The 25,861-nt window shown below is 62.7% G+C and carries 34 protein-coding genes; 18 read left to right on the forward strand and 16 right to left on the reverse strand.

Annotated features, from left to right (window positions below):
- Nucleotides 1-29: 29 nt before the first annotated feature.
- Genes B9A11_RS10220 through def (B9A11_RS10240) form a run of 5 tightly spaced genes read right to left on the reverse strand, consistent with a single transcriptional unit; the run spans nt 30 to nt 2,721 of the window.
- A complete protein-coding gene (locus B9A11_RS10220; protein ID WP_058247437.1) occupies nt 30-272 on the reverse strand; it encodes a hypothetical protein in 243 nt (80 codons plus the stop codon).
- Between the two features lie 3 nt (nt 273-275).
- The gene (fmt, locus tag B9A11_RS10225) at nt 276-1,187 is read right to left on the reverse strand and encodes a methionyl-tRNA formyltransferase (protein WP_058247438.1); all 912 of its coding nucleotides are present in this window, start codon (nt 1,185-1,187) and stop codon (nt 276-278) included.
- Between the two features lie 21 nt (nt 1,188-1,208).
- Nucleotides 1,209-1,709 (reverse strand): peptide deformylase, encoded by a 501-nt coding sequence (def, locus tag B9A11_RS10230; RefSeq protein WP_058247439.1) that lies wholly within the window; start codon nt 1,707-1,709, stop codon nt 1,209-1,211.
- Entirely contained in the window at nt 1,706-2,200 is a 495-nt protein-coding gene (gene def / locus B9A11_RS10235; protein WP_058247440.1) for a peptide deformylase, read from the reverse strand. The genes def (B9A11_RS10230) and def (B9A11_RS10235) overlap by 4 nt, the downstream gene beginning before the upstream one ends.
- On the reverse strand, nt 2,197-2,721 hold the full coding sequence (def, locus tag B9A11_RS10240) for a peptide deformylase (RefSeq protein ID WP_058247441.1): 525 nt from the start codon (nt 2,719-2,721) through the stop codon (nt 2,197-2,199). The genes def (B9A11_RS10235) and def (B9A11_RS10240) overlap by 4 nt, the downstream gene beginning before the upstream one ends.
- Nucleotides 2,722-2,905: 184 nt before the next feature.
- Between def (B9A11_RS10240) and B9A11_RS10245 the strand changes: the two genes are divergently transcribed.
- Nucleotides 2,906-4,081, forward strand: coding sequence for a MalY/PatB family protein (locus B9A11_RS10245; RefSeq protein WP_058247442.1), 1,176 nt, complete (start codon nt 2,906-2,908; stop codon nt 4,079-4,081).
- 6 nt (nt 4,082-4,087) lie between these two features.
- Here the strand turns inward: B9A11_RS10245 and B9A11_RS10250 are convergent, their stop codons facing one another.
- From B9A11_RS10250 to ispH, 5 genes are all read right to left on the reverse strand, one after another.
- Entirely contained in the window at nt 4,088-4,711 is a 624-nt protein-coding gene (locus tag B9A11_RS10250) for a trimeric intracellular cation channel family protein (protein ID WP_058247443.1), read from the reverse strand.
- Nucleotides 4,712-4,771: 60 nt separating this feature from the next.
- On the reverse strand, nt 4,772-5,227 hold the full coding sequence (gene rnhA, locus B9A11_RS10255) for a ribonuclease HI (protein ID WP_058247444.1): 456 nt from the start codon (nt 5,225-5,227) through the stop codon (nt 4,772-4,774).
- Nucleotides 5,220-5,813 (reverse strand): class I SAM-dependent methyltransferase, encoded by a 594-nt coding sequence (locus tag B9A11_RS10260; protein ID WP_058247445.1) that lies wholly within the window; start codon nt 5,811-5,813, stop codon nt 5,220-5,222. Before B9A11_RS10260 ends, rnhA begins: the two co-directional genes overlap by 8 nt.
- 120 nt (nt 5,814-5,933) lie before the next feature.
- Entirely contained in the window at nt 5,934-6,386 is a 453-nt protein-coding gene (locus B9A11_RS10265; protein ID WP_143595862.1) for a DUF3429 domain-containing protein, read from the reverse strand.
- Nucleotides 6,387-6,452: 66 nt separating this feature from the next.
- Nucleotides 6,453-7,400 (reverse strand): 4-hydroxy-3-methylbut-2-enyl diphosphate reductase, encoded by a 948-nt coding sequence (ispH, locus tag B9A11_RS10270; RefSeq protein WP_058247447.1) that lies wholly within the window; start codon nt 7,398-7,400, stop codon nt 6,453-6,455.
- A 121-nt stretch (nt 7,401-7,521) separates the two neighbouring features.
- Here ispH and B9A11_RS10275 point away from each other — a divergent pair, with 121 nt between their 5' ends.
- The gene (locus B9A11_RS10275) at nt 7,522-7,953 is read left to right on the forward strand and encodes a c-type cytochrome (RefSeq protein ID WP_058247448.1); all 432 of its coding nucleotides are present in this window, start codon (nt 7,522-7,524) and stop codon (nt 7,951-7,953) included.
- A 9-nt stretch (nt 7,954-7,962) separates the two neighbouring features.
- Here B9A11_RS10275 and B9A11_RS10280 read toward each other — a convergent pair whose 3' ends face one another.
- Both B9A11_RS10280 and B9A11_RS10285 read right to left on the reverse strand, forming a co-directional pair.
- Entirely contained in the window at nt 7,963-8,397 is a 435-nt protein-coding gene (locus B9A11_RS10280; RefSeq protein WP_058247449.1) for a YqaA family protein, read from the reverse strand.
- Between the two features lie 46 nt (nt 8,398-8,443).
- Entirely contained in the window at nt 8,444-9,019 is a 576-nt protein-coding gene (locus tag B9A11_RS10285; protein ID WP_058247450.1) for a LabA-like NYN domain-containing protein, read from the reverse strand.
- 138 nt (nt 9,020-9,157) lie between these two features.
- On the opposite strand from B9A11_RS10285, the gene folK reads away from it, so the two are divergent.
- The 11 genes from folK to B9A11_RS10340 all read left to right on the forward strand — a co-directional run bounded on the left by folK (nt 9,158) and on the right by B9A11_RS10340 (nt 18,743).
- Entirely contained in the window at nt 9,158-9,733 is a 576-nt protein-coding gene (folK, locus tag B9A11_RS10290) for a 2-amino-4-hydroxy-6-hydroxymethyldihydropteridine diphosphokinase (RefSeq protein ID WP_058247451.1), read from the forward strand.
- A 58-nt stretch (nt 9,734-9,791) separates the two neighbouring features.
- Nucleotides 9,792-10,145 (forward strand): DNA-directed RNA polymerase subunit omega, encoded by a 354-nt coding sequence (gene rpoZ / locus B9A11_RS10295; RefSeq protein WP_058247452.1) that lies wholly within the window; start codon nt 9,792-9,794, stop codon nt 10,143-10,145.
- Nucleotides 10,146-10,166: 21 nt separating this feature from the next.
- Nucleotides 10,167-12,305: a RelA/SpoT family protein gene (locus B9A11_RS10300; protein WP_058247453.1), complete on the forward strand. Its 2,139-nt coding sequence runs from the start codon at nt 10,167-10,169 to the stop codon at nt 12,303-12,305.
- 17 nt (nt 12,306-12,322) lie between these two features.
- Nucleotides 12,323-12,973 carry a DUF2062 domain-containing protein gene (locus B9A11_RS10305; RefSeq protein WP_058247454.1) on the forward strand — a complete coding sequence of 217 codons (651 nt, stop codon included), beginning with the start codon at nt 12,323-12,325 and terminating at the stop codon, nt 12,971-12,973.
- 83 nt (nt 12,974-13,056) lie between these two features.
- Nucleotides 13,057-13,812: a pyridoxine 5'-phosphate synthase gene (locus tag B9A11_RS10310; RefSeq protein WP_058247455.1), complete on the forward strand. Its 756-nt coding sequence runs from the start codon at nt 13,057-13,059 to the stop codon at nt 13,810-13,812.
- Nucleotides 13,813-14,295: 483 nt separating this feature from the next.
- The gene (acpS, locus tag B9A11_RS10315; protein ID WP_058247456.1) at nt 14,296-14,697 is read left to right on the forward strand and encodes a holo-ACP synthase; all 402 of its coding nucleotides are present in this window, start codon (nt 14,296-14,298) and stop codon (nt 14,695-14,697) included.
- A gap of 55 nt (nt 14,698-14,752) precedes the next feature.
- Nucleotides 14,753-15,571 carry a signal peptidase I gene (lepB, locus tag B9A11_RS10320; RefSeq protein WP_058247457.1) on the forward strand — a complete coding sequence of 273 codons (819 nt, stop codon included), beginning with the start codon at nt 14,753-14,755 and terminating at the stop codon, nt 15,569-15,571.
- Between the two features lie 28 nt (nt 15,572-15,599).
- Nucleotides 15,600-16,277 (forward strand): ribonuclease III, encoded by a 678-nt coding sequence (rnc, locus tag B9A11_RS10325; RefSeq protein ID WP_058247458.1) that lies wholly within the window; start codon nt 15,600-15,602, stop codon nt 16,275-16,277.
- 205 nt (nt 16,278-16,482) lie between these two features.
- Nucleotides 16,483-17,352, forward strand: coding sequence for a DMT family transporter (locus B9A11_RS10330; RefSeq protein WP_058247459.1), 870 nt, complete (start codon nt 16,483-16,485; stop codon nt 17,350-17,352).
- Between the two features lie 69 nt (nt 17,353-17,421).
- Nucleotides 17,422-18,330: a GTPase Era gene (gene era / locus B9A11_RS10335; RefSeq protein WP_058247460.1), complete on the forward strand. Its 909-nt coding sequence runs from the start codon at nt 17,422-17,424 to the stop codon at nt 18,328-18,330.
- Between the two features lie 83 nt (nt 18,331-18,413).
- Nucleotides 18,414-18,743, forward strand: coding sequence for a DUF1491 family protein (locus tag B9A11_RS10340; RefSeq protein WP_058247461.1), 330 nt, complete (start codon nt 18,414-18,416; stop codon nt 18,741-18,743).
- Here the strand turns inward: B9A11_RS10340 and B9A11_RS10345 are convergent.
- Nucleotides 18,685-19,329: a Pr6Pr family membrane protein gene (locus B9A11_RS10345; protein WP_143595848.1), complete on the reverse strand. Its 645-nt coding sequence runs from the start codon at nt 19,327-19,329 to the stop codon at nt 18,685-18,687. The genes B9A11_RS10340 and B9A11_RS10345 overlap by 59 nt on opposite strands.
- 74 nt (nt 19,330-19,403) lie before the next feature.
- On the opposite strand from B9A11_RS10345, the gene recO reads away from it, so the two are divergent.
- From recO to B9A11_RS10365, 4 genes are read left to right on the forward strand one after another with little or no spacing between them, the layout of a single operon-like run.
- Entirely contained in the window at nt 19,404-20,183 is a 780-nt protein-coding gene (gene recO / locus B9A11_RS10350) for a DNA repair protein RecO (protein WP_058247463.1), read from the forward strand.
- Nucleotides 20,183-20,848, forward strand: coding sequence for a CDP-diacylglycerol--glycerol-3-phosphate 3-phosphatidyltransferase (gene pgsA / locus B9A11_RS10355; RefSeq protein WP_058247464.1), 666 nt, complete (start codon nt 20,183-20,185; stop codon nt 20,846-20,848). Before recO ends, pgsA begins: the two co-directional genes overlap by 1 nt.
- Nucleotides 20,845-21,093 carry a molybdopterin converting factor subunit 1 gene (moaD, locus tag B9A11_RS10360; RefSeq protein ID WP_143595863.1) on the forward strand — a complete coding sequence of 83 codons (249 nt, stop codon included), beginning with the start codon at nt 20,845-20,847 and terminating at the stop codon, nt 21,091-21,093. The genes pgsA and moaD overlap by 4 nt, the downstream gene beginning before the upstream one ends.
- 1 nt (nt 21,094) lies before the next feature.
- Entirely contained in the window at nt 21,095-21,535 is a 441-nt protein-coding gene (locus B9A11_RS10365; RefSeq protein ID WP_058247466.1) for a molybdenum cofactor biosynthesis protein MoaE, read from the forward strand.
- 4 nt (nt 21,536-21,539) lie between these two features.
- Here the strand turns inward: B9A11_RS10365 and B9A11_RS10370 are convergent, their stop codons facing one another.
- Complete coding sequence (locus B9A11_RS10370) at nt 21,540-22,535, reverse strand: calcium-binding protein (protein ID WP_143595849.1); 996 nt, start codon at nt 22,533-22,535, stop codon at nt 21,540-21,542.
- Nucleotides 22,536-22,698: 163 nt separating this feature from the next.
- Between B9A11_RS10370 and B9A11_RS10375 the strand changes: the two genes are divergently transcribed.
- On the forward strand, nt 22,699-23,466 hold the full coding sequence (locus B9A11_RS10375; protein WP_058247468.1) for a FadR/GntR family transcriptional regulator: 768 nt from the start codon (nt 22,699-22,701) through the stop codon (nt 23,464-23,466).
- Nucleotides 23,467-23,995: 529 nt separating this feature from the next.
- Here B9A11_RS10375 and B9A11_RS10380 read toward each other — a convergent pair.
- Nucleotides 23,996-25,327: an ammonium transporter gene (locus B9A11_RS10380; RefSeq protein ID WP_058247469.1), complete on the reverse strand. Its 1,332-nt coding sequence runs from the start codon at nt 25,325-25,327 to the stop codon at nt 23,996-23,998.
- Nucleotides 25,328-25,360: 33 nt separating this feature from the next.
- A complete protein-coding gene (locus tag B9A11_RS10385) occupies nt 25,361-25,699 on the reverse strand; it encodes a P-II family nitrogen regulator (RefSeq protein WP_058247846.1) in 339 nt (112 codons plus the stop codon).
- Nucleotides 25,700-25,861 lie beyond the last annotated feature (162 nt).

Consider the following 25,861-nt stretch of genomic DNA (forward strand, 5'->3'; position numbering starts at 1 on the left):
GCGGCTCTGGGAAGGCGACCGAAATCGCCCTAGCGGCGGCCGCGCCAGTGGGTTGGCACGATCAAGAGCGCCCCGATCGAGGCCGCAATCGCATTCAGCCCCGGAGAGCGGAATCCAATGTGAAACATGATCTGGACGAAGTAGAACAGGAACGCACCGCCAACGCAGATGATGATGCTGGGGATGATGCCGTTCTTGGTAAAGCCTGTTTTCTCAGAGGCATAGCCAATGATTCCCGCAATGACGACGGTGCCGATCAAGACTGGGAACATGGCCTATCCTCCAAGTTGCGTGCCGCGCGGCACCGGGTTACCGAGCAAGAAGGGTGCCGCATCCTGCGCGCCTTTGCCAGCGCGTTGCGCGCGGGTGATGGTCAAGGCCCCCTGCCCGCAGGCAATGGTTAACGCGTCGTCCAGCGCGGTGCCTGCGGGACCATTGCCGGTGGCGGGCGCGGCGGCCAGCAGCTTGATCCGCTGACCGTCTTGCATGGTCCACGCGCCGGGAAACGGCGACAGGCCATTGATCTGGCGGGTGATCTCGGAGGCGGATTTGGTCCAGTCGACGGCGGCCTCGGCCTTGTCGATCTTGGCCGCATAGGTCACGCCGTCCTCGGGCTGCGGCTGGGGCGTCAGCTCTGGCAAGCGATCCAGCGCGGTGACGATCAGCGCCGCGCCCATGGCGCTGAGGCGGTCGTGCAACTGGCCGGTGGTTTCGGTCGCGCCAATGTCCGTCGCCTCGCGCAGCAAGACGGGGCCGGTGTCCAGACCCGCTTCCATCTGCATGATGCAAATGCCGGTCTGCGCGTCACCCGCCATGATCGCCCGGTGGATCGGCGCGGCCCCGCGCCACCGCGGCAACAGCGAAGCGTGGATGTTCAGACAGCCTGCCTTGGGCGCGTCGAGGATCGCCTGCGGCAGGATCAAGCCATAGGCCACCACCACCGCCACATCGGCGTTCAACGCGGCGAAGGCTGCCGTCTCTTCGTCCGATTTCAGGCTGACTGGATGGCGCACCTCTAGCCCGAGGTCCAGCGCGCGGGCGTGGACCGGCGTCGGACGGTCCTTTTTGCCGCGTCCGGCGGGCCTTGGCGGTTGGCAGTAGACGGCGGCGATCTCATGCCCGGCCTGCACCAGCGCATCCAGCACCGGCACGGAAAAATCGGGCGATCCCATAAAGATAACGCGCATCAGCTGATCCTTTTGCTTGGGTTACCCGGCCCGCAGCTTCTTGGCGCGGCGCACAAGGATGTCGCGTTTGGCGCGGCTAAGGTGGTCGATGAAAAGCTTGCCGTTGAGGTGGTCGATCTGGTGCTGGACCGAGGTCGCCCAGAGCCCGACAAAGTCCTTTTCCACCGTCTCGCCATGCTCGTCCATATAGCGCACGGTCACCGCGCGGGGGCGCTTGATCACGGCGGAGACGCCCGGCAGGTTGGGGCTGGCTTCCTCGTGTTCGCGCAACTGGACAGAGGCGTGCAGGATCTCGGGGTTGGCCATGCGCACCACCTGCCCGCGCGCGTCCGAAGCATCAACCACGGCAAGCCGCAGCAGCACGCCGATCTGCGGCGCACCCATGCCGACGCCGGGCATATCCTCCATCGTGTCGATCATGTCCTGCCAGACGGCGCGGACCTCATCGGTGATGGCCTCGACCGGAGCGGCCTTGGTTTTCAAGCGCTTATCGGGGTACGGCAAACAAGGGCGAACGGTCATGACAAAGCCTCGTAACGGGACAAAAGGGCGGCGCGGTCCCCCGGCGCCATACGGTCAAAGTGCATGATGCCATCGAGATGGTCGAGCTCGTGCTGGGCGCAGATCGCCTCGAACCCGGTGAGGGCGCGCTGCTGCGGCTGGCCTGCAAGGTCGGTGAATGCCAGCGTGATTTCGGCATGGCGCTGGGTCAGCGCGGTGACGCCGGGCATCGACAGGCAACCTTCGGCGCTGGGAACCAACTCGTCAGAGGCAGCGAGGATCGACGGGTTGATACAGGCCAAGGGCGTCTTGTCCCCGTCCTTCCATCCAGCATCCATGACAAAAACACGCAGCATGGCCCCGACCTGAGGGCCAGCCAGCCCCCGCCCCGGCGCGGCATACATCGTTTCGAACATATCGGAGATCAGCCCGCCCACCTCGGCGGGATCAGCCGGCGCACAGACCTGCGACAGGCGCGGGTCGGGCCAGTGCAGGATCGGCAGAGCCGTCACGCGCGTTCCCGCGCGCGCTCTTTCTTGAGCTTGACCATCTTGCGGGTGATCATCTGGCGCTTGAGCGGCTTGAGGTAATCGATGAAGAGCTTGCCTTCGAGGTGGTCGATTTCATGCTGGACGCAGGTCGCCCAGAGGCCATCGAACTCTTCGGTTTGCAGGTTGCCGTCGCGGTCGAGCCACTCCACCTGCACCATCTTGGGGCGGGTGACCTCGGCGTATTGATCGGGGATCGACAGGCAGCCCTCTTCGTAGACGTTCTGCTCGTCCGAGGACGCGATGATGCGCGGGTTGAACATGACCAGAGGGCGCGGCGGGCCGTCCTCTTCCTTGACGCAATCGAGCACGACAAGGCGATCCATAACGCCGATCTGCGGCGCGGCCAGACCAATGCCCGGCGCATCATACATGGTTTCCAGCATGTCATCGGCCAACACCCGCAGTTCGTCCGAAATATCGGGCACGGGGGTGCAAACCTTTTTGAGGCGCGGGTCGGGGTGGATCAGGATCGGGCGTTTCATGACCTTGGACTTAGGCGGTTGTGGCAGAAATCGCAACTGTGTGAAGCGCGCGGAATGGGGCAAATTCGCCCTTGCGAAGGGACGCGCATCGGGGGACTGATGGGCAACCAAATTCCTTTCAAGGAATTTGCAAATCTTTTGAAAAAGATTTGGTCCCCGCATCAAATCGAGGAAAGGACATCCGATGAGCCGTTTTGACGAAGAAATCGACCGCTTTGGCACCCATTCGGTCAAGTGGGACATGATGGAAGACATCTACGGTGTCCCCGCGTCCGACGGCTTGTCCATGTGGGTCGCCGACATGGATTTCCGCCCGCCCGCCTGCGTGCAATCCGCCCTTGAACGCATGACCGGCCACGGCGTTTATGGCTATTTCGGCGATGATGCCGCCTACAAGGCGTCGATCCAGTGGTGGATGGCCGAACGTCACGGCTGGCACATCCGCCCTGAGTGGATTTTCTCGACCCATGGTTTGGTGAACGGCACCGGGCTGTGCATCGACGCCTTTACCAAGCCCGGCGACGGCGTTGTGCTGTTCACACCTGTCTATCACGCCTTCGCGCGCACGATCAAAGCGGCGGGGCGCGAGGTGGTCGAGTGCCCCTTGGCGCTGCGCGATGGCCGCTACGAGATGGATTTCGACGCCTATGACTCGCAAATGACGGGCAATGAGCGGATGGTGATCCTGTGTTCGCCGCACAACCCCGGTGGGCGTGTGTGGTCTCGGGCAGAGCTCAAGGGCGTGGCGGAGTTTGCCAAGCGCCATGACTTGATCCTTGTCTCGGACGAGATTCACCACGATCTGGTGATGCCCGGTCACAGCCACATCCCCATGCCCCTGGTCGATGACGGCATCAAGGAGCGCTTGGTGATGATGACCGCGACCACCAAGACCTTCAACATCGCGGGCAGCCATCTGGGCAATGTGATCATCGCCGACGACGACCTGCGGGCGCGGTTCGCAGCGCGGATGGGGGCCTTGGGGATTTCGCCAAACTCCTTTGGCTTGTTCATGGCGACGGCGGCTTACTCCCCCGAAGGCGCGGCCTGGGTGGATGAGTTGGTGACCTATCTCGACGGCAACCGCAGGGCCTTTGACGCGGCGGTCAACGCTATTCCCGGGCTGGCCTCGATGCCGATGGAGTCCACTTACCTCGCGTGGGTCGATTTTGCCGGCACCGGCATGACGCGCGACGAATTCACCTCTCGCGTGGAAAAAGATGCGCACATCGCCGCCAACCACGGCACGACCTTTGGCACCGGGGGCGAGACCTTCCTCAGGTTCAACTTTGCCACACCGCGCGCGCGGGTCATCGAGGCCGGGGAACGTCTAGCCAAGGCCTTTGCCGACCTGCAATAACGCAGCTCACTGGCGCGGCGGGCGCGGTTTATACACCGGCAACCGCCAGCCCAGCGCGATACTGCCTGCGCGCAACCCCACCGTGGTCACCGCGCAGGCGATGGCGGCAACGGAGGGCCCAAGCCCCAGCCCCTGCGCGACGATCAACGCCACCGATCCGGCCAGCGCACATGTCACGTAAAGCTCGCCCTGCTTCAACACCAAGGGCACCTCGTTGGCGACCACGTCGCGCGCCAGCCCCCCGGCGCAGCCCGTGGCAATGCCCATCACCACCACGATCACCGGCGGCAACCCCAATCCAGAGGCAATCCCCGCCCCCGCCGCCACCGCCACGCCCAAGGCCACCGCGTCCAGCCAGAGGATCGCGGAATAGCGGCTTTCCAGCCGGTGCGCGGTGAAAAACACCACCACAGCCGAGGTGCAGGCCACCGCCAGATAGGTTGGGTCGGCGATCCAGAACACTGGGTTCCGGTCCAGCAACACGTCGCGCAACGTGCCGCCGCCCATGCCCGTCAGGCAGGCCAGAAAGGCAAAGCCGATCAGGTCCAACTGCGCGCGGCTGGCGACCAAGGCTCCGGTCAGCGCGAAAATCACCACCGAGGCATAGTCGAGCAGGGTCAATAGGGTCATAGGCTCCTCCTGCGCCCAAGGATGCCCGGAAAGCCGTGAAATGTCAGGGGGGTTTGCGCCTCAGGATTTCTTGAACGGGGCCATCCCTGCGCGCGCCAACTCGTCGGCGCGCTCGTTCTCGGGGTGGCCGGCGTGGCCCTTGACCCATTCCCACGTCACCTGATGGCGCTTTTGCGCCTCGTCCAGACGTTGCCACAGCTCGACATTCTTGACGGGCTTTTTCGCCGCCGTCTTCCAGCCGTTGCGCTTCCAGCCGTGGATCCAGCCGGTGACGCCGTTTTTCACGTAGGCGCTGTCGGTGACCACCGTGATGACCGAGGCGCGCGACAGGCTTTCAAGCGCGTTGATCGCCGCCAGCAGCTCCATCCGGTTGTTGGTGGTGTTGGCTTCGCCGCCCTTCAGCTCGCGCTCTTTGACGAGCGTTTCGCCATCCTTGGCTTGCAGCAGGGCGCCCCAGCCGCCGGGGCCAGGATTACCGGAGCAGGCTCCGTCGGTGTATGCGTATAGGTCAGTCATGGGCGGTCAGGGTGAACCAAGGCGCGACCGTCCCGTCAAGCCCTTTATCCGCGCCATGGCGAATTGCGGTGGGTTCCAAGCCGATCGCGCGCAGCAGGCCCGTCAGTTCCGGCACGGTGTAATAGGTGTAGAACCGCCCCAAGCTGTCGCGCGCCTCGCCCTGCCCTTGCTTGAGGCCGATATGCAACAGCCCACCGGGTTTCAGCGCGCGTTTCAGCCGCGCCAGATGGCCGGGCATTTCATCGCGCGGGGCGTGCAGCAGGCTGAAGTTGGCCCAGATGCCATCGTAAATCGCCTCAGCCTCGATCTGGTCAAAGCGCGCTTGCCAGACAGTGATCCCCTGATGCTGCTGCGCCTGTTCGACCATCCCGGCAGAGGCATCGACCGCGTCCACACTTAGCCCCGCCTGCGCCATGGCCACAGCCCAGGATCCCGGCCCGCAGCCCAGATCCAGCACCCGCGCACGCTTCGGCAGCGCGGCAATGAAATCGCGCAGCGAGGGGTCTTTGCCGTGATCCATGCCAAAGCTTTGGGCATAGTCGGCGGCGCGGGCGTCGTAGACATCAAGGGTTTGCAGATCAGCCATTGGGCAGGGATGCACGTTTAAGCTGCGCGTTGCAAGTCAATGCCAAAATTCGCATGTGATGCGCGAACAAACGCCGCCCCGCGCGCCCATTCGTTCCAAATGCGCAAGAATGCCAAAGCGTTAGAGGAACACACCCACGCCAAGGCAGATTACCACCAGCGCCGTCAGCAAGACCCGCAGCTGCATCCACCACGCCGGTGCAAGCCCCCAGCGCCAGAACTGCCAGTCCAGCACCAGCAGCCCCAGAAAACCAAAGATCAGGCTCAGCCCCGCGCTGGTCGGCCCGCCGCCCGTCATGAAAAACGCCCAAAGCGCGGGCAACGTCGACAGGCCATAGCCGACCGCCGCGCGCTCGCCCTCGACCTTGGTGGCAAAACCCCAGAGCACGCCGGACATGAACGACAGGATCACCGCGCCGTAGAACAGCTGCACATAAGGGCCGATGAACCGCGGCCCCAGCGCGCGCAGCCCCCACCCCGCCAGATCGCCCGAGATCACCGTCAAGGCACCCCACGCAAAGGGGATCACCCCGGCAAGGCCAAGGATCAGGGCGGAACGTGGAATGGTCGCAATAGCGGTCATGGGGCACCTCTGGGTCGCTTAGGCCAAGTATGGCGCGGCCCGTGTCCGAGGCAAGGTTTACGCAGGCTCGCGCAGCACCTTTGGCACCTTGAACTCGATGTTTTCCTGCGCGGTTTCCACCACTTTGACGGTCACGTCATAGCGGGCGCGAAAGGCGTCGACGACCTCGTTGATCAGCACTTCGGGCGCGGACGCCCCGGCGGTGATGCCAACCGAAGCGATCCCGTCCAGCGCGCGCCAGTCGATGTCATCGGCCCGCTGCACCAGCTGCGCGTATTTGCACCCCGCGCGCGAGGCGACCTCGACCAAGCGGCGCGAGTTTGACGAATTCGGCGCGCCGACCACCAGCAGGGCGTCGGACTTGGGCGCGATGGCCTTGACCGCTTCCTGGCGGTTGGTGGTGGCGTAGCAGATGTCTTCCTTGTGGGGGCCGACGATCTGCGGAAAGCGGGCGTTCAGCGCCGCGACGATGTCGGTGGTGTCGTCCACGGACAGGGTCGTCTGCGTCACATAGGCGATGTTCGCGGGGTCGCGCACGGCAACGCTGGCCACATCTTCGACCGTCTCAACCAGCAGGACTTCACCATCGGGGAGCTGCCCCATGGTCCCGATCGTCTCGGGGTGACCGGCGTGGCCGATCATAATGATCTGCAAGCCTTTTTCGTGGTGGCGCGCGGCCTCCATATGGACCTTGGACACAAGCGGACAGGTCGCATCCACATAGATCATCTCGCGCTGCGACGCCTCGGCGGGCACCGATTTGGGCACCCCATGCGCCGAGAAGATCACCGGGCGATCATCAGGGCAATCGGCCAGTTCCTCGACAAAGACCGCGCCCTTGGCCCGCAGGTCATCGACGACGTATTTGTTGTGCACGATCTCGTGGCGGACATAGACCGGCGCGCCCCATTTCTCGAGCGCCATTTCGACGATCTTGATGGCGCGGTCCACACCGGCGCAGAACCCGCGCGGCGCGGCAAGATAAAGGGTCAAGGCTTGGGTCATGTGGCGTCTCCTTGCGCCCGAGGTAATACCTATGATGCCATGCGTCCAGACCCACGGTTTCGTGAGTTGCCTTCCCCCCGCTGGAAGGTGGTCAATAGGTGCGCGCAAACAGGAGGATCAGATGAAATACGCTTTGGCTTTGGCCCTGCTTGGGGCGTCGCCCGCCCTGGCCGCAGGCATTCTGCCCTATGACGACGCCGCCCGTGTGGCCGAGGGGCAAGTGATCTATGCCGAGACTTGCGCCAGCTGCCACGGTGCCGACCTGGAGGGAGAGGACAACTGGCGCGAAGCGGACGCCGACGGCTATCTGCCCGCCCCGCCCCACGATGAGACCGGGCACACCTGGCACCACCCGGACCCGCTGCTGGTGCAGATCGTGACCCTTGGGACCGAAGCCATCGTCGGCGGAACCTATCAATCCAACATGATCGGCTTTGGCGATGTGCTGACCGAGGATCAGATCCTGAACGTGCTGGCCTATATCAAAAGCACATGGCCCCAGCAGGTCATCGACATGCACAACGAGATGAACACCCGCGCCGGGGTGAACTAACGGTCTGGGTTAAAGAAACCCTGCGGTGATCGCCGCAAAGGCGATGTAGCGCACGGTTTTCGCAAAGCCGACCAGCGCCACGAACAGCCACAGCGGGGTTTTCATCAGCCCCGCGATCAGCGTGATCGCATCGCCCAGCGGCGCCCAGCTTAGCAGCAGCGTCCAGACGCCATACTTGCTGTACCAACGCTGCGCGCGGGCGAGCTGTTCTTCGTTGGCGGGGAACCAACGCGAGCCTTTGTAGCGCTCCGCCCCGCGCCCCATGGCGTAATTCACCACCGATCCCAAGGTGTTGCCGATGCTGGCGACGATCACCAGCGTGGCGACGCTGTACAGCCCGCCCGCCTGCAACGCGGCAAAGACGATCTCTGACTGGAACGGCAGGATTGTCGCCGCGCCAAACGCCACAAGGAAAAGGCCGCCCAAAGCGGCGGCCTCACCCATATCGAACCTGTGATCGCGCGGTCATCCCCATAACCGCCGATGTAGGTCATGCGTCGTTCGACGCAACCTCAAAGTTCCGATCATTCGGCACATCGCGCGGCGGGCGGCCGATCACGTCACGCAGCTCGTCCAGCTCGATAAAGTTGTCGGTCTGGCGGCGCAGTTCATCGGCGATCATCGGCGGCTGGCTGCGGATCGTCGACACGACCGAGACGCGCACGCCCTGACGTTGCAGCGATTCGACCAGCGGACGGAAATCGCCATCCCCCGAGAACAGCACGATGTGATCGACGCGCGGGGCCAGCTCCATGGCATCCACGGTCAGCTCGATGTCCATGTTGCCTTTGACCTTACGGCGACCTTGGCTGTCGGTGTATTCCTTGGCCGGTTTGGTGACCATGGTGAAGCCATTGTAATGCAGCCAGTCGACCAGCGGACGGATGGGCGAATATTCGTCGTTTTCCAGCAGCGCGGTATAATAAAATGCACGCACCATTTTCCCGCGACGCGCGAACTCCTGCCGCAACAACTTATAGTCGATATCAAAGCCCAAGGCCTTGGCGGCGGCATACAAATTGGACCCATCGATGAACAGCGCAAGCCGTTCGTCTTTGTAAAACATAAAATGCCCTTTCGATTAATATCCCTACGCAAGGCCGTGAGTGTGAGTGGGGCTGTAGGGTCGGTTGACAAACTGTAAAGGATTTCCCAGCTTTCTCAACCGGACTTATGTATTCAAAAGGATAGCTTAAAGCTCGCAATGGTACAAGAATACTTGATCGCCTTGGGATCTAATCTTGGCTCTGACCAAGGGGATCGAACACAGACCTTGGCGCAGGCGCTGGCGGCGTTTGTCGACCGGGGCATTCAGCTGCGCCGGGTCAGCCGATTTTACAGCACGCCGTGCTTTCCCGCAGGGGCCGGGCCGGACTATGTAAATGCCGCTGCTGCACTCGCCTTTGACGGGAGTGCCGCCGAGTTGCTGGAACACCTGCACCATGTGGAACATCTGTTTGGCAGAGAACGAAAACAACGCTGGGGCAGCCGGTCGCTGGATCTGGATTTGATTGCGGCGGGCGATGCGGTGCTGCCGGACGCGTCGCTGCACGCCCGCTGGCGCGCGCTGCCACCCGACGCGCAGCTGACCGAAACGCCGGGCCAACTGATTCTGCCGCACCCCCGCGTGCAAGAGCGCGCCTTTGTCCTTGTACCGCTCAATGATGTCGCGGCGGGCTGGATGCACCCCATCCTGCGCCAAAATGTCGCGCAAATGCTGGCCACCCTGCCCGCACATTTGCGCGAGGAACCTGTCCCGCTGCTTGGGAACGACTTGTAAATCCCCTGATGGCACGTTAGAAAAGCTTTTCCGAAGCTCCGAGACAAGGTGACACCATATGGCCCGCGTGACGGTAGAAGACTGCGTTGATAAGGTTCCGAACCGGTTTGAGCTTGTTATGCTCGCCGCCCATCGTGCGCGTGAGGTCGCGGCCGGTGCTGCGATCACCGTGGACCGCGACAACGACAAGAACCCGGTTGTCGCCCTGCGCGAAATCGCTGACGAGACCCAGTCCGCCGACGAACTGCGCGAGCGCCTGATCGAGTCGAACCAGTCCCAGATCGAAGTGGACGAGCCCGAAGAAGACGCCATGGCGCTGCTCATGGGGGCCGAACAGGACAAACCCCAAGAGGACGACATGTCCGAAGAAAAGCTGCTGCGCGCGCTCATGGAGGCGCAAGGCCAAGGCTAAAGCCTGAAAGGTTGTAGCGGAATGATCGCTGCCGAAGATCTTGTTGCGCTTGTTCGTAACTACAACCCAAAGACCAACGAAAAGCTCATCCTCGCGGCCTATGACTATGGCCGCGAGATGCACGAGGGCCAGTTCCGCAAGTCGGGTGAGCCCTATTTTTCGCATCCCGTCGCCGTTGCCGCCATCCTGACAGAGCAACAGCTGGACGATGCGACCATCATCACCGCCCTGCTGCACGACACGATCGAGGATACACGCTCGACCTATTCCGAGGTCTCCGAGCGTTTTGGACGCGAAGTGGCGGATTTGGTCGACGGCGTGACCAAGCTGACCAATCTTCAGCTGTCCAGCAGTGAAACCAAGCAGGCCGAGAACTTTCGCAAGCTGTTCATGGCCATGTCCAAAGACCTGCGGGTCATTTTGGTAAAACTGGCCGACCGTCTGCACAATATGCGCACCATCCGCGCCATGAAGCCTGAGAAACAGGCGCAAAAGGCGCGTGAGACCATGGACATCTATGCGCCGCTCGCGGGCCGCATGGGGATGCAGTCCATGCGCGAAGAGCTGGAGGATCTGGCCTTTCGCGTGCTGAACCCCGAAGGGCGATCCAGTATCATCCGCCGCTTTATCCACCTGCAAAAGGAAACCGGCGATGTGATTCACCGCATCACCGGCGATATGCGCTTGGAATTGGAAAAGGCCCATATTGACGCGCAGGTCTTTGGCCGCGCGAAAAAGCCTTATTCGATTTGGCGCAAAATGCAGGAGAAAAAGATCGGCTTTTCGCGCCTGTCGGACATTTACGGATTTCGCGTGATCACCCAGACAGAGGCCGACGCCTATGCCACGCTGGGGGTGATCCACCAGCGCTGGCGCGCGGTGCCCGGACGTTTCAAGGATTACATCAGCCAGCCGAAATCCAACGGCTACCGCTCGATCCACACCACCGTGTCGGGCCGCGACGGCAAGCGGGTCGAGGTGCAGATCCGCACCCGCCAGATGCACGAAGTCGCCGAGACCGGCGTGGCTGCGCATTGGTCCTATCGTGATGGCCAGCGCGGAGAGAACCCCTTTGCCGTCGACCCGACCAAATGGGTCGCCCAGCTGACCGAACAGTTCGACGCCGAAGAAGATCACGACGCCTTTCTCGAAGCGGTCAAGCTTGAGATGTACTCGGACAAGGTGTTTTGCTTTACCCCCAAGGGTGACGTGGTCAAACTGCCCAAGGGCGCGACGCCGCTGGATTACGCCTATGCGATCCACACGCGCATCGGCTCGGCCTGTGTGGGGGCCAAGGTGGACGGCATCCGCGTGCCGCTGTGGACCCGGCTGAAAAACGGCCAATCCGTTGAAATCATTACCGCCGAAGGCCAGCAGCCGCAGGCGACCTGGCTGGACATTGCCCAGACCGGCAAGGCCAAGACCGCGATCCGCCGCGCCCTGCGCGAGGCGAACAAGGAACGCTTTATCAAGCTGGGGCACGAACTGGCGCGTGCAGCGTTCGAAAGCCACGGCAAGAAATCCACCGACAAGGTGCTGGAAAAGGCCGCCGGGACGCTACGGCTGGATTCGGTCGATACCCTGCTGGCCCGTCTGGGCAGCGCCGAGCTGACCGCCAACGAGGTGGTGCAATCGGTCTATCCTGACCTTGCGATTTCCAACGATGGCGACGTCGAGGCCAAGCGCGCCGTGGTCGGTCTGGCCCATGGTCAAGGGTTCGAACGCGCCCGCTGCTGCCAGCCCCTGCCGGGCGAGCGCATCATCGGCATCGCCCACCGGGGCAAGGGCGTGGCGGTCCACGCCATCGACTGCGAGGCGCTCGAAGAGTTCGAGGACATGCCCGATCGCTGGCTGGACTTGCATTGGGCAGACGGCACTCACCCTCCGGTTTATACGGTGTCACTTGAACTCACCATCGGCAATGACGCCGGGGTGCTGGGGCGGATTTGCACATTGATTGGCGAGTGTAAGGCCAATATCTCTGACCTGACATTCATTGACCGGAAACCCGACTTTTATAGATTGCGTGTGGATATTGATTTGCGGGACGCCGAACACCTGCACTCGGTGATTTCTGCGCTTGAGGCGGAAAGCAATGTCGCATCGGTCGAGCGGCGGCGCGATCCTTCGCTGGCGGCGGCTCCGACGGCAGTACTATGAGGTAAGAAAGGAAGACAGTGGTCTTCAAAAGGCGGGACAGGCGCCCATTCTGGCGCATTATTGTCGAGCTGCTTTGGCCGCGTGGCGGTTGGGGCCGCGCTGCGCGTTATGTGCGCCACCGTCTGAACCGTCTGCCCGATCCGCCGCATCGAATCGCCCGTGGGATCTTTGCCGGGGTGTTCACCACCTTTACGCCGTTCTACGGGATGCACTTTGTCGTAGCCGCGACGCTTGCGCTGATCCTGCGCGGCAATGTGCTGGCCGCCCTGCTGTCGACCTTTTTCGGCAATCCGCTGACCTATGTGCCCATTGGCGTCGCCGCCATGAAAACCGGCTATTGGCTGCTGGATATGGAGGGGCGCGGCCCCCGGCCCGAGGATCACACGGGTCTGGTCGAGAAATTCCTGCGCGCCGGGTCCGATCTGTGGGACAACCTCATGGCGCTGTTTACCGGGCGAGAGGCCGACTGGACGCATCTCAATGTCTTTTACGACGAGGTGTTCTTTCCCTACATGATTGGCGGGATTATCCCCGGCATGATCACCGCGCTGGTGATGTATTACCTGTCTTTGCCGCTGATCACCGCCTATCAGAACCGCCGCAAGGGTGCGCTCAAGAAAAAGCTGGCAACGCTTAAAAAGAAGAAGGCGGAAAGCCACGCAAAGTGAGCGCTAACAGCGACCTTTTCCCGGTTTTCAATCCGGCTTTGCGCGCTTAGGTTTTGATCAAATTCGCTAACTCGGAAGAGATCATGACTCAGTTTGCTGGCCGCCTTCGTCTTGGTGTGAACATCGACCACGTCGCCACCGTGCGCAACGCGCGCGGGTCCGCCTACCCCGACCCGATCCGCGCCGCCAAGATCGCCGAAGAGGCGGGGGCCGATGGCATCACCGCGCACCTGCGCGAGGACCGCCGCCACATCTCGGACGCCGATATCGACAACCTGATGGAGGCGCTGAGCGTGCCGCTCAACTTCGAGATGGCCGCAACCGACGAGATGCAGGCCATTGCCCTGCGTCACAAGCCTCACGCCGTCTGCATCGTCCCCGAAAAGCGCGAAGAGCGCACCACCGAGGGCGGGCTAGAGGTCGCGCGCGAGGAAAACCGGCTGGCGCATTTCATCGCGCCCCTGCGCGAGGCGGGCTGCCGCGTGTCGATCTTTATCGCCGCCGATCAGAAACAGATCGAGGCCGCGAACCGCATCGGCGCGCAGGTGATCGAGCTGCACACCGGCGCCTATTGCGATTTCCACGCCGAGGGGCGCTTTGACGAGCGCGCCGCCGAGCTGGAGCGCCTGCGCGAGATGTCGGCCTTTGCCCATTCGCTGGGGCTAGAGGTGCACGCGGGCCATGGTCTGACCTATGAAACGGTCTCGCCCGTGGCGGCCTTCCCCGAGGTGATGGAGCTGAACATCGGCCATTTCATCATCGGCGAGGCGATTTTCCGCGGGCTCAGCCCCGCCATCGCCGAGATGCGCCGCCTGATGGACGAAGCGCGCTGCCAGTGACGCCAATAGACCTAAGCGTTGACATTCCAGACTTGGGAATCGAAGGGTCCGCCTCGCGAGACCAAAAAGAAGCTGTTTGCAGATTTTTCGAATGGGATCATATCCCTTGGCTGTCTGAGGAACAGGCTCACTTGCTCTTGGCGACCCGCGATTTTTCAAAAGCAGTGTGCAGCCGTAAGATGTCCGATTGGTCCCCATCCGAACAACGGACTTCAATTAGAAAGTCCCTCCCGCCTGCAACCGCAATTTTGATCCTCCGAGACGAAGAGCTAAGAGATGAAATAACGGCTTGGGCTCGCAATAGATTTTCGCGTGGAACCCACAATGGTCTGCCCAGACTGCGTATCGATGACAAGTTCCACAAAGCAAGCGCGTATTGCGAAGAAGCTTATAGGCTTTTGACGAACTCGCAGGCATAGGTAACATTGTGTTGACATCATCTCAAATCATAGCTGATCGCGGCCATCTAGAAACGGGGCAGCTATGATCCTCGGCGTCGGCACTGATCTGGCGAATATCGACCGCATCGCGCGGGTCCTTGACCGCCACGGCGACCGCTTTCGCAACCGCGTGTTCACCGACATCGAGCAGGCCAAGGCCGAGCGCCGCCGCGACGTCGCGGGCACCTACGCCAAACGCTGGGCCGCCAAGGAGGCGTGCTCCAAGGCGCTTGGCACCGGTCTGCGCATGGGCATCGCGTGGAAGGACATGGCCGTCAGCAACCTGCCCACCGGCCAGCCGATCATGCACGTCACCGGCTGGGCGGCGGATCGCCTGAAACAGATGACCCCGCCGGGGCATGAGGCGATCATTCACGTCACCCTCACCGACGATCACCCCTGGGCGCAGGCCTTTGTAGTGATCGAAGCACGCCCGCTCCCTTGACACCCCCTGCCCGCCCCCGCATGAAGCCCGCATAGGTTTTCCAAGGGGCTGGGTCATGGCTGAAGAGAATAAAGGCGGTATCGTCGAGACGATCAAAACGGTCTTCTGGGCGCTGGTCATCGCTGGCGTGTTTCGGACCTTCCTGTTCCAGCCGTTCTGGATTCCGTCGGGCTCCATGAAGGACACGCTGCTGATTGGCGACTTTCTCTTCGTGAACAAGATGGCCTACGGCTATTCCTATGCCTCCTGCCCGTCGCTGCCGTTCATGGGTGTCGATGCCAAGGATCTGTGCGGCTGGGCCGACGGCGACAACACCCGTCTCCTTGGGTCTGAACCCAAGCGCGGCGACGTGGTGGTGTTCCGCCACCCGGTGCACGGCAGCGATTTCATCAAGCGTCTCGTGGGCCTGCCCGGCGACCGCATCCAGATGAAAGGCGGCCTGCTGCACATCAACGGCACCGCCGTAAAGGTCCAGCGCGACGGCAGCTTTGAGGAAACCGCCGCCCCGCAAGGTCCGCAGCAGCTGCGCCCGCGCTGCCACAACGCCCCGGTGGGCGAAGGCGCCACCTGCGTCAAAGAGAAGTACATCGAAACCCTGCCCGGCGGCGTGTCGCATTCGATCCTGAACATCTCCAGCCAAGGGTCGGACAACACGCCGGTCTATACCGTCCCCGCGGGGCACTACTTCTTTATGGGCGACAACCGCGACAACTCTTCGGACAGCCGCGTGCCGAACATCTCGGGCGGCGTTGGGTTCGTGCCATATGAGAACCTGATTGGCCGGGCAGACCGGGTGATGTTCTCGTCGGCGGGCCGCTCGATGCTGTTCTTCTGGACGTGGCGCGGCGACCGCTTCTTCAAAGCCATCGACTAAACCGGGCCTGACGCGCTAGAACGATCCCATGAAGCAGTCCGAAGACCTCAAGGCGCTCCAGCATCGGCTGGGCCACACCTTTGCCGACCCGGCCCTGTTGCGCCGGGCGGTGACGCATTCGTCCATGTCCGGCCCGGGCCGCGAGGACAACCAGCGGCTCGAATTCCTTGGGGATCGGGTGCTGGGTCTGGTGATGTCCGAGGCGCTGCTCCGCAGCGATCGCAAAGCCTCTGAGGGGCAGCTGGCCCCGCGCTATAACGCGCTGGTGCGCAAGGAAACCTGCGCCGACGTGGCCCGCCAGATCGACCTTGGCGCAGCGCTAAAGCTGGGCCGGTCGGAACAGATGTCCGGCGGGCGGCGCAAGCTGGCCCTGCTTGGGGATGCGATGGAGGCGGTGATCGCCGCCGTCTATCTGGACGCGGGCTTTGAGACCGCGCAAAAGCTGATCCTGCGCCTGTGGGGCAAACGCATCGACAGCGTCGACGAAGACGCCAAGGACGCCAAGACCGCGCTGCAAGAATGGGCGCAGGGTCGCGGGCTGCAACCGCCGAAATACGTGGAAACCGCCCGCACCGGGCCGGATCACGCGCCGGTCTTTACCATCGAAGCGCGTCTCGACAATGGTGAAACCGCCGAGGCCACCGCCGGCAGCAAGCGCCACGCCGAACAGGCCGCCGCCAAGGCTTTGCTGGACCGTCTCGGCTAAGCCCTCGCGCGCGCAGGCTGGAGGGCGGGCCGCTGAGGATCGCCAGAGCCTCAGTCGGGGCGCACGGAAGGCCGCGCGTCTAGCGATTGTAGGCTGGGTGCGTCTTTGACCACTTGATCCGTGCAGGCCTTCGCCAAAACATCCCTTCCCCATGTGTGGTTTCTTGGTTAGGCCTGATGCAGACCCATTACAGGTGGACACCCCGATGACCGACAACCTGCGCGGCGCCCTTTGGATGATGCTCGCCATGCTCGGCTTTGGCGTCGAGGATGCCTTTTTCAAGGCCGCCACCGCCACGGGGGGCATCAGCCCCGGCATGGGCACTGTGCAGTTTGGTTTGACCGCCATGCTGATCTACGCCGCCTATGCCCGGCACAAGGGCGTGCCGCTGTGGGATGCCGCCTACCTGCAAAAGGGTCTGCTGATCCGCACGGGCTTCGAGATTTGCGGGCGGCTGTTCTTTGCCCTCGCGCTGGCCTACACGCCGCTGTCCACCACCTCGGCGATCCTGCAAGCCGCGCCCCTCGTGGTGATGCTGGCGGCGGGGCTGATCCTGGGCGAGACCATCGGCCCGCGCCGCTGGGCGGCCATGGCGGTGGGGTTCCTCGGGGTGTTGCTCATCATCCGCCCCAGCCCCTCGGGGATCGAAGCCAACGCGATCCTCGCGCTGCTCGGCATGATCGGCTTTGCCGGGCGCGACGTGGCGACCCGCACCGCGCCCATGCACATCCATTCCGCGCAACTGGGCGTGCTGGGCTTTGGCGTGGTGACCTTTGCCGGACTGGTCATCATGGCCTTCGAGCCTGCGGTTTTTGCCCCGACCTTGCCCGCCATGGGCCTGATCCTCGGCACCGCTCTGTGCGGCGTCGTGGGCTACACCAGCCTGACGGCGGCGATGCGCACCGGCGAGGTTTCGGTCATCGCGCCGTTCCGCTATTCGCGCCTGCTGGTGGCGCTGATCCTCGCCTATACCGTGTTCGGCGAGCGGCCCGATACCATGACGCTGGCAGGCGCGGCGCTGATCGTCGGCTCTGGCACCTATTCGCTGTGGCGTGACGGACGGGCGCGACGCTGATTCCTCTGGCCTTGCGCCACGTTTTGCCCTACACAACCGCCTTCGCAATCAGGATCGCAAGACAGCCCCATGACCACACGCGCAGGTTTCATCGCCCTCATCGGAGAGCCCAACGCCGGCAAATCCACCCTCACCAACCGCATGGTCGGGGCCAAGGTGTCGATCGTCACCCACAAGGTGCAAACCACGCGCGCGCGCATCCGTGGGGTCGCGCTGGAAGGCGACAGCCAGCTGATCTTTGTCGATACGCCGGGGCTGTTCCAGCCCAAGCGCAGGCTTGACCGGGCCATGGTGGCGGCGGCCTGGGGCGGGGCGGCAGACGCTGACGTGATTGTCCTGCTGATCGAGGCACACCGCGGCGTCACCGAAGGCGTCAAGCGCATCCTCGACGGGCTGGCCGAACTGCCGCAAGGGCGCAAAATCGCGCTGGCCATCAACAAGATCGACCGCGTTGAGGTGCCGACCCTACTGGACCTGACCAAGGATCTGAACGACCGCTTTGCCTTTGCCAAGACCTTCATGATCTCGGCGGAAAAGGGGCGCGGCGTCGACGACCTGCGCCACTGGCTGGCGGATGAGCTGCCCGAAGGGCCGTGGCTGTACCCCGAAGACCAGATCGCCGACCTGCCCATGCGCATGATCGCCGCCGAGATGACCCGCGAAAAGCTGACGCTGCGCCTGCATCAGGAGCTGCCCTACCAGCTGACCGTGGAAACCGAGAATTGGGAAGAGCGCCCCGACGGCTCGGCCCGCATCGATCAGGTGATCTACGTGGCGCGTGACGGCCACAAGGGCATTATCCTGGGCCGCAAGGGCGAGACGATCAAGGCGATCTCCAAAGCCTCGCGCGAGGAACTTTCCGAATTCCTTGGCCGCAAGGTACACCTGTTTCTGCAAGTCAAAGTGCGGTCGAACTGGCTGGAAGAGGCCGAACGCTACTCGGAAATGGGGCTCGATTTCACAGACGGAAACGCCTGATCGGGACGGCGACCAAATTCCTTTCAAGGAATTTGCAAAAGTCTTGAAAGACTTTTGGTCCCGCCTGTGGAAAGCCCTGCGCCATGACACGACTGACCGCGCGCTTTTGGGTCGATGCTTACCTGACCCGGCTGCGTCTCTATGACATTCCGGCCTTTGTGGTCGCGCATGGCGATGACACCGCCGGGGCCGTGCTGGTCAAGCTGGCGACCTTGGACGGGCAAGCGCAGGCCTTTACCCGCAGCTTTGACCTGATGACCGGCGCACGGGTCTGGACCGATCTGGCGCACGGCCCCGAGAAAGAGGTGGACACCGCCATCGCCCGCCAGCGCAGCTTTGACCCCGATCTGTGGGTTATCGAGGTTGAGGACCGTCATGGCCGTCACCTGCTAGACGAGCCCGGTCTCGATTAAGCCATCGCCCCAGCGCCACGGCCCCCAGCCCAGCCAGCCAGAACACTCCGCCCAAGATCGCGATCCACATCAGCACCTTGGGCCAGCCGATCAGCGGCGGGTCGATAAAGAAATACGGGTGCCGCCCGTCGATTTCTCCGCGGATCAGCGCATAGGCCATATAAGCGCCCGGCCACGCCAGCCACAGCGCCGCGTGCCGCCACAGCAGCCCCGCTTTGGGCGCGAACACCGCCCACCACAACAGCAGGGCCAGCGGGATCGCGGTGTGCAGGCCTTGGTCCGTCCACCAGCGCAAACCTTCGTGCTCGCGGGCCAAAAGCGCGTGGTAGACCACGCCGACGATGGCCATCCACAGCGTCAGCCCCGTCGCCCAGACCGCGTTCACGCGCCATCCCGCCGCTATCGCCGTGGCCGTCACCGCCGTCAAGGCATTGGTCAGGATGGTGAAATAGCGCCCAATGCGCCACAGCTCTTGCGCCAAGGTCATGTCCGGGCGGCGATCCAACCCCACCTGAACGTAGAGAACCAAGGTCACCCAAGCCAGAACGGCGAGGCAGGCGGCAGACAGGCGAGCGGGCATAGACATGGCCGCAAGGTGCCGCGCCTTGCCCGCGCACGCAAGGGCTTGTCACCACCCGCGCAAAGCCCCACCTTGCGGCGATGGACTGGCGCGACACGGGCATACTCTTATCCACGCGGAAACACGGGGAAACCTCTCTGATCCTTGAGGTTTTCACGCCCGAACATGGCCGCCACGCGGGCATCGTGCGCGGCGGAACCTCGCGCAAGCTGGCCCCGCATCTGCAACCGGGCGCGCAGCTTGATCTGGTGTGGAAAGCCCGCCTCGAAGAGCACATCGGCGCCTTTACCGCCGAGCCGCAGCGCTCGCGCGCGGCCAATGCCATGGGCGACCGGCTGTCGCTCGCGGGGCTGAACGCCGTGACCGCGCTGCTGGGCTTTTGCCTGCCCGAACGCGAGCCGCATCCAGCGCTCTACAGGCGCAGCGAAGCGCTGCTTGACCTGCTCGGGCAAACCGACATCTGGCCGCTGGCCTACCTGCAATGGGAAGTCGCTCTGCTGGCCGAAATGGGCTTTGCGCTGGATCTGACCCGCTGCGCCGCCACCGGCACCACCCAAGACCTGACCTATGTTTCGCCCAAGACAGGCCGCGCGGTATCGACCCATGGCGCGGGAGAATGGAGGGACAAACTGCTCCCCCTGCCCCCGGTCCTCCTGGGCCAGGGCGACGCCAGCGACGGCGAAATCCTGATCGCGCTTGGCACCACGGGGCACTTCCTTGACCACCACCTTGCGCCGTCCTTGGGCCATACGCCCATCCCCGACGCGCGGGGCCGCCTGCTGGACCGGCTGTCGCAGCGCGCGGCGCAAATGCACGGGCCATCTTCCCCCTCGCCGCAATCCGGGATAGGTAACCTTTGATGAAGTGGAACTTGCCAAATATCCTGACCGTCCTGCGCCTGCTCGCCGCTCCCGGCGTGGCGGTGATGTTCCTCTATTTCTCGCGGCCCTTCGCAGATTGGGCGGCGCTGTTGCTGTTCATCTCGGCCGCCGTCACCGATTGGTTCGACGGCCATCTGGCCCGCACGTGGAAGCAGGAAACCAAGCTCGGCGCGATGCTGGACCCCATCGCCGACAAGGCCATGGTGGTGATCGCGCTGATGGTGATCGTGGGATATTCGTCCATGTCGCCGTGGCTGGTGCTGCCCGCGACGGTGATCTTGTTCCGCGAAGTCTTTGTCTCGGGCCTGCGCGAATATCTTGGCGACACCGCCGGGACGCTCAAGGTGACCAAACTCGCCAAGTGGAAGACCACCGCGCAGATGATCGCCATCGCCATCCTCTTTAGCCAAGGGGTGTTCGAGCATTATCTTGGCATGTCGACCTTTGGCATGGATCAGGCGATGTTCGACGCCATCATGACCGGCGAGACCGAAGACCTTTTGGGTCTGCACTGGAAGAACGCCGGGATGTATTGGACGGGCGCGCTGGGTCTGCTGCTGCTTTGGGTGGCGGCGACGCTGACGCTGATCACTGGGTGGGATTATTTCCGCAAGGCTCTGCCCTTCCTCAAGGAGGATCGCTGATGGATGTTCTGTATTTTGCATGGGTCCGCGAACGGATCGGCCTGCCCAAGGAACGCGTTGAAACCAATGCGAAAACCGTGGCCGAGCTGGTCGACGAACTGCGCGCGCGCGAAGAGCGTTACGAGGCAGCCTTTGCCGATCTCTCGGCGTTGCGCGTGGCGGTGGATCAGGATCTGACCGACTTTGACGCCTCTATCGAAGGTGCGCGCGAGGTGGCTTTCTTTCCGCCGATGACGGGTGGTTGAGATGCGGATTGTCGTTCAGGAACAGCCCTTTGACTTCGGCGCAGAGGCGGACAAATTCGCAAACGGACGGCACGACATGGGGGCGATTGTCACCTTTACCGGCGTTGTGCGCGACGTCGAAGGGGGCCTGAGCACCATGGAGATTGAACACTACCCCGGCATGACCGAACGCGCGCTTGAAAAGATCGCGCAAGAGGCGTCTCAGCGGTGGTCGCTGGGCGATGTGTTGGTCATTCACCGCTATGGGCCCATGGCGCCGGGTGACAAGATCATGATGGTCGCAACTGCTGCACGGCACCGCAAGGATGCCTTTGAGGCCGCCGAATACTTGATGGATTACCTCAAATCCCGCGCGCCCTTCTGGAAGAAAGAGCATACCGGCAAGGATGCCGGCTGGGTCGCCGCCAAGGATGAGGACGAGGACGCGCTGAAACGCTGGTAACGCGTTACGCCGCGCCCATCAGCCCCACCAGTTCCACGTCATCCGCCGTCGCAAGGTCGATCGGCTGGATCAGGCGGGCAACTTCGATGCCATCCGCGGTGATCACTTGGTCGCCATTCTCCAGCGTTTGCACGTCGATCACCGGGGCCACAGCGCCGGTCGAGGCGTCATATTCCACCACGAGGTAATCCTCGCCCAGCGTGAAATCCGCGATTTCCGCGCCCGTGCCGACCCAGTTGCCGATCATAAAGCTGTCGTGGCCAAGCCCGCCAATGCCCAGATCGCCTGCGCCAAGGAACAGGGTGTCGTCGCCCGCGCCGCCCTGTAGCGTGTCGGTGCCATCCGCGCCTGCGGCCTCGCCGGGATATTGCGCTTCGAGGTCGGCCAAGACCTGCTCGGCCAGCGCGGTTTGCTCTTCGGGGGTCAGGGCGTTCCACGCGTCGGCGTTTTCATACAGCGCTTGCAGGCTGTTGTGGTAGACGCGCGCGTCAGGCTCGGTGCCGGTCAGGTTGGGCGTGTGGCCGATCAGGATGTCCTTGCCAGCATCACCTTGCAGCAGGTCCGCGCCCGCGCCGCCCAGCAGCAGATCGTGCCAGTCTCCGCCGGACAGGGTGTCGTCCCCCTCGCCGCCCAGCAGCGTGTCCATCCCGGTGTCGCCGCTCAGCGAATCGTCTCCGTCGCCGCCCGCCAGAACGTCGTGCCAGCCGCCGCCGTCCAGCATGTCATTGCCCAGACCGCCCAGCAGCAGGTCGCGCCCCTCTTCCCCGAATAGGGAATCATTCCCATCCGCGCCATCCAGCGTGTCATGCCCGCGCGCGCCCAGCATCCAGTCGTCGCCCGTGGTGCCCAGCCAGTCGTCGCCATCGGTCAGGCCAATCTGGCCCTCGACACCTTCGGGCGGGGTCGGGTCGGCGGCGTCCTCATCCGGGGTGCCCGTGCCAACCGCCAGCGAGGCCAGCCCCATCGCGCCAATCATGGACATCAGTATCGTGGTGAGCATCTCGATCACTCTGAGGTTGCATTAACGTTTATTAACCTTTGATCCTCAAATGAGGCGAAAATCGTGCGAAATGGCGGTCTTTGTTGGCAAAACGAAAACAGTGGCGGGGTTTGCGAAATCCGGCGGGTTTGGTAAAAAGATTTGCCCAATACCCAGAGGTTCCATGCCCTTTTCCCAGGTCCAACCCGAAAAACTCTCGGCCGCAGTGGTCAGCCAGATCGAGCTTTTGATCCTGCGCGGCATCCTGCGCCCGGGCGAACGCTTGCCGTCCGAACGCGAGCTGTCAGAGCGCTTGGGCGTCTCGCGGCCCAGCTTGCGCGAGGCAGTGGCAGAGCTGCAAGAGCGGGGGCTTTTGACCAGCCGCGCGGGCGCGGGCATCTATGTGACAGAGGTGCTGGGCAGCGCCTTTTCCGAGGCGCTGATTCAGCTGTTCGCGGGCCATGACGAGGCGGTCTTTGACTACCTGTCGTTCCGCCGCGACATGGAAGGCCTTGCCGCCGAGCGCGCCGCCGAACATGGCACCGACACGGATTTGCAAGTGATCGCAGAGCTTTACGCCAAGATGGAAGCCGCCCACGGCAAACGCAATCCAAACGAAGAGGCGCGGCTGGACGCCGATTTCCACCTTGCGATCATCGAGGCCAGCCACAACGTCATCATGCTGCACATGATGCGGTCCATGTACCAGCTGCTGCGCGAAGGCGTATTCTATAACCGTCAGATCATGTTCAAACAGCGCACCACGCGCGAAGCCCTGCTGGACCAGCACCGCGCCATCAACGACGCCCTTCAGGCCCGTGATCCGCAGGCGGCGCGCAAAGCGGTCGAGCAGCACCTAAGCTACGTCGAAACCGCCCTGCACGCCGATCGCCGCACCGAGGCGAACGAGTCCATCGCCCGCCAACGGCTGGAACGCGAAAAGGCAAGATAAGAGACGTCGTTTCGAAACGAACAACGTATCGTGCGCGCTTAGTTCTCTTGCACCCTGTCAAGGCCGTCCAGTGTTTGAGCACGTTTGGGCTGTGGAAGCACAGATTCACCCGACTGGACAGCCGGTTCTGCACCGTCACTTAAATCGGGGCCGACAATTGCTTTGGCTGAGCCGCACAAAAACTCGCCACTTGGGTTAACCGCCAAATTCCGGCCCATTGACGCACAATGCCGTCTCATCGCTTCGCGTTCATAAACGCCTGCATTGGCCGCTACGGCAGTTAGGCTCGCGGTTGAAACGATTGCAATCACAAGAGCCAAATTAACAAACCTATTCATACTCTTTCCTTCACAATGATTTTGATGTGCCTCTTAGTGGCTCGTGAGCAGCGTGTTATGCAATAACAGACCGAAAGATATAGCATTTCAACCAGTGCCACCCGACAACCAAAAATCCCCCCGGCGCGTTATGCATCCGGGGGGATCTGATGAAGATCGGGCGGGAAGGAGACACCCGATCTCAGAGAGGCTTAGCCCTTGGAGAATTCCGGGTAGGCTTCCATACCCAGCTCTGCCATGTCGAGGCCGTTGATCTCGTCTTCTTCGCTGACGCGCAGACCCATGATCATGTTCAGGATGAACCAGACCACTGCCGAGGCGACCACGGTGAAGATGCCGACCACAACAATGCCGTACAGCTGAGTTGCGAGCGATGCGTCAGGGTTGGACAGGACAACCGCGATGGTACCCCAGATGCCGCAGATCAGGTGAACCGGGATCGCACCAACCACGTCGTCGATCTTGAGCTTGTCGAGAACCGGCACGGTGAAGACCACGATGGCGCCGCCGATCATGCCGATGATGGTTGCCAGACCCAGGGTCGGAAACAGCGGTTCTGCGGTGATGGACACCAGGCCAGCCAGAGCGCCGTTCAGGATCATGGTCAGGTCAGGCTTTTTGTACATCAGTTGGGTCAGCAGCAGGGCTGCAACTGCACCACCAGCGGCCGCTGCGTTGGTGTTCGAGAAGATGCGCGAGATGTCAGCCACATCGCCCACGGTGCCCATCGCCAGCTGCGAGCCACCGTTGAAGCCGAACCAACCCAGCCACAGGATGAACGTACCCAGGGTTGCGAGGGCCAGGTTCGAACCCGGCATCGGGATCACGCGGCCATCTTTGTACTTGCCGATACGCGGACCCAGGATCAGAGCGCCGGTCAGAGCCGCCCAGCCACCAACAGAGTGCACAACGGTCGAGCCTGCGAAATCAAGGAAGCCTGCTTCGTCCAGGAAACCGCCGCCCCACTTCCACGACGCTTGCAGCGGGTAGATGATGGAGGTCAGGATCACGGTGAAGATCAGGAAGGGCCACAGCTTGACGCGCTCGGCCATGGTGCCGGACACGATCGACGCGGTTGCCGCACAGAACATCAGCTGGAAGAAGAAGTCAGAGCCGGTGGAGGCATAGCCGATGTCGTCTGCGTCAGCCGGAGCAACGCCCACGGCTTCCAGAACGCCCGGACCCCAAACGTTGGTCAGCACGCCATCGATGGACCAGTCGCCCAGCGGGTACATCAGGTTGTAGCCGATCAGGTAGTAAAAGATCGACGCCAGCGAGAACAGCGCGACGTTCTTGGTCAGCTGCATGGTGACGTTCTTGGAGCGCACGAGGCCCGCTTCGAGCATCGCAAAGCCCGCTGCCATCCAGAACACGAGGAAGCCGCCCACGAGGAACAGCACCGAGGTCATGATGAACGGGAAGGTGTCAACGGCTTCGGCAGCGGCCTCGGCCTCCTGCGCAAAGCCCAGCGTTGGCAGAGCCAGCAGCGCCGCTGCGGATACCAGAGTTTTGGTCAGTTTCATATTCATAGTCCCTTTGGATCCCCCTAAGGCGCGTTACAGCGCGTCTGCGTCGGTTTCGCCGGTGCGCACGCGCACGGCCTGCTGGACATCCAGCACAAAGATCTTGCCGTCACCGATCTTGCCGGTCTGGGCGGTGGATTTGATCGTCTCGACGACCTGATCGGCCATGGCAGCGGCCACGACGATCTCCAGTTTGATTTTCGGAACGAAGTTCACAGCATATTCTGCGCCGCGGTAAATTTCGGTATGGCCGGACTGAGAGCCGAAGCCCTTGATTTCCGTCACCATCATGCCGCGTACGCCGATTCCGGTGAGAGCCTCGCGGACCTCCTCCAGCTTGAACGGTTTGATCGTTGCAATGATCAGTTTCACCTTGATCCCCTTATCGTCTTGCGAGAATTGCCCTCGCCTTGTGCACATGCAGAAAAGCCCCTGATGCCCTGAAAATTGAAGGCAGATGGGTGAAAAAGGGGGCGTTTTCGCGGGGTGTGCGCCTATTTTTTGCGCACATCGCTCAAACTGCACAGTAATTAA

Source organism: Tropicibacter naphthalenivorans (assembly GCF_900176475.1).
GTDB classification, from domain to species: Bacteria; Pseudomonadota; Alphaproteobacteria; order Rhodobacterales; family Rhodobacteraceae; genus Tropicibacter; species Tropicibacter naphthalenivorans.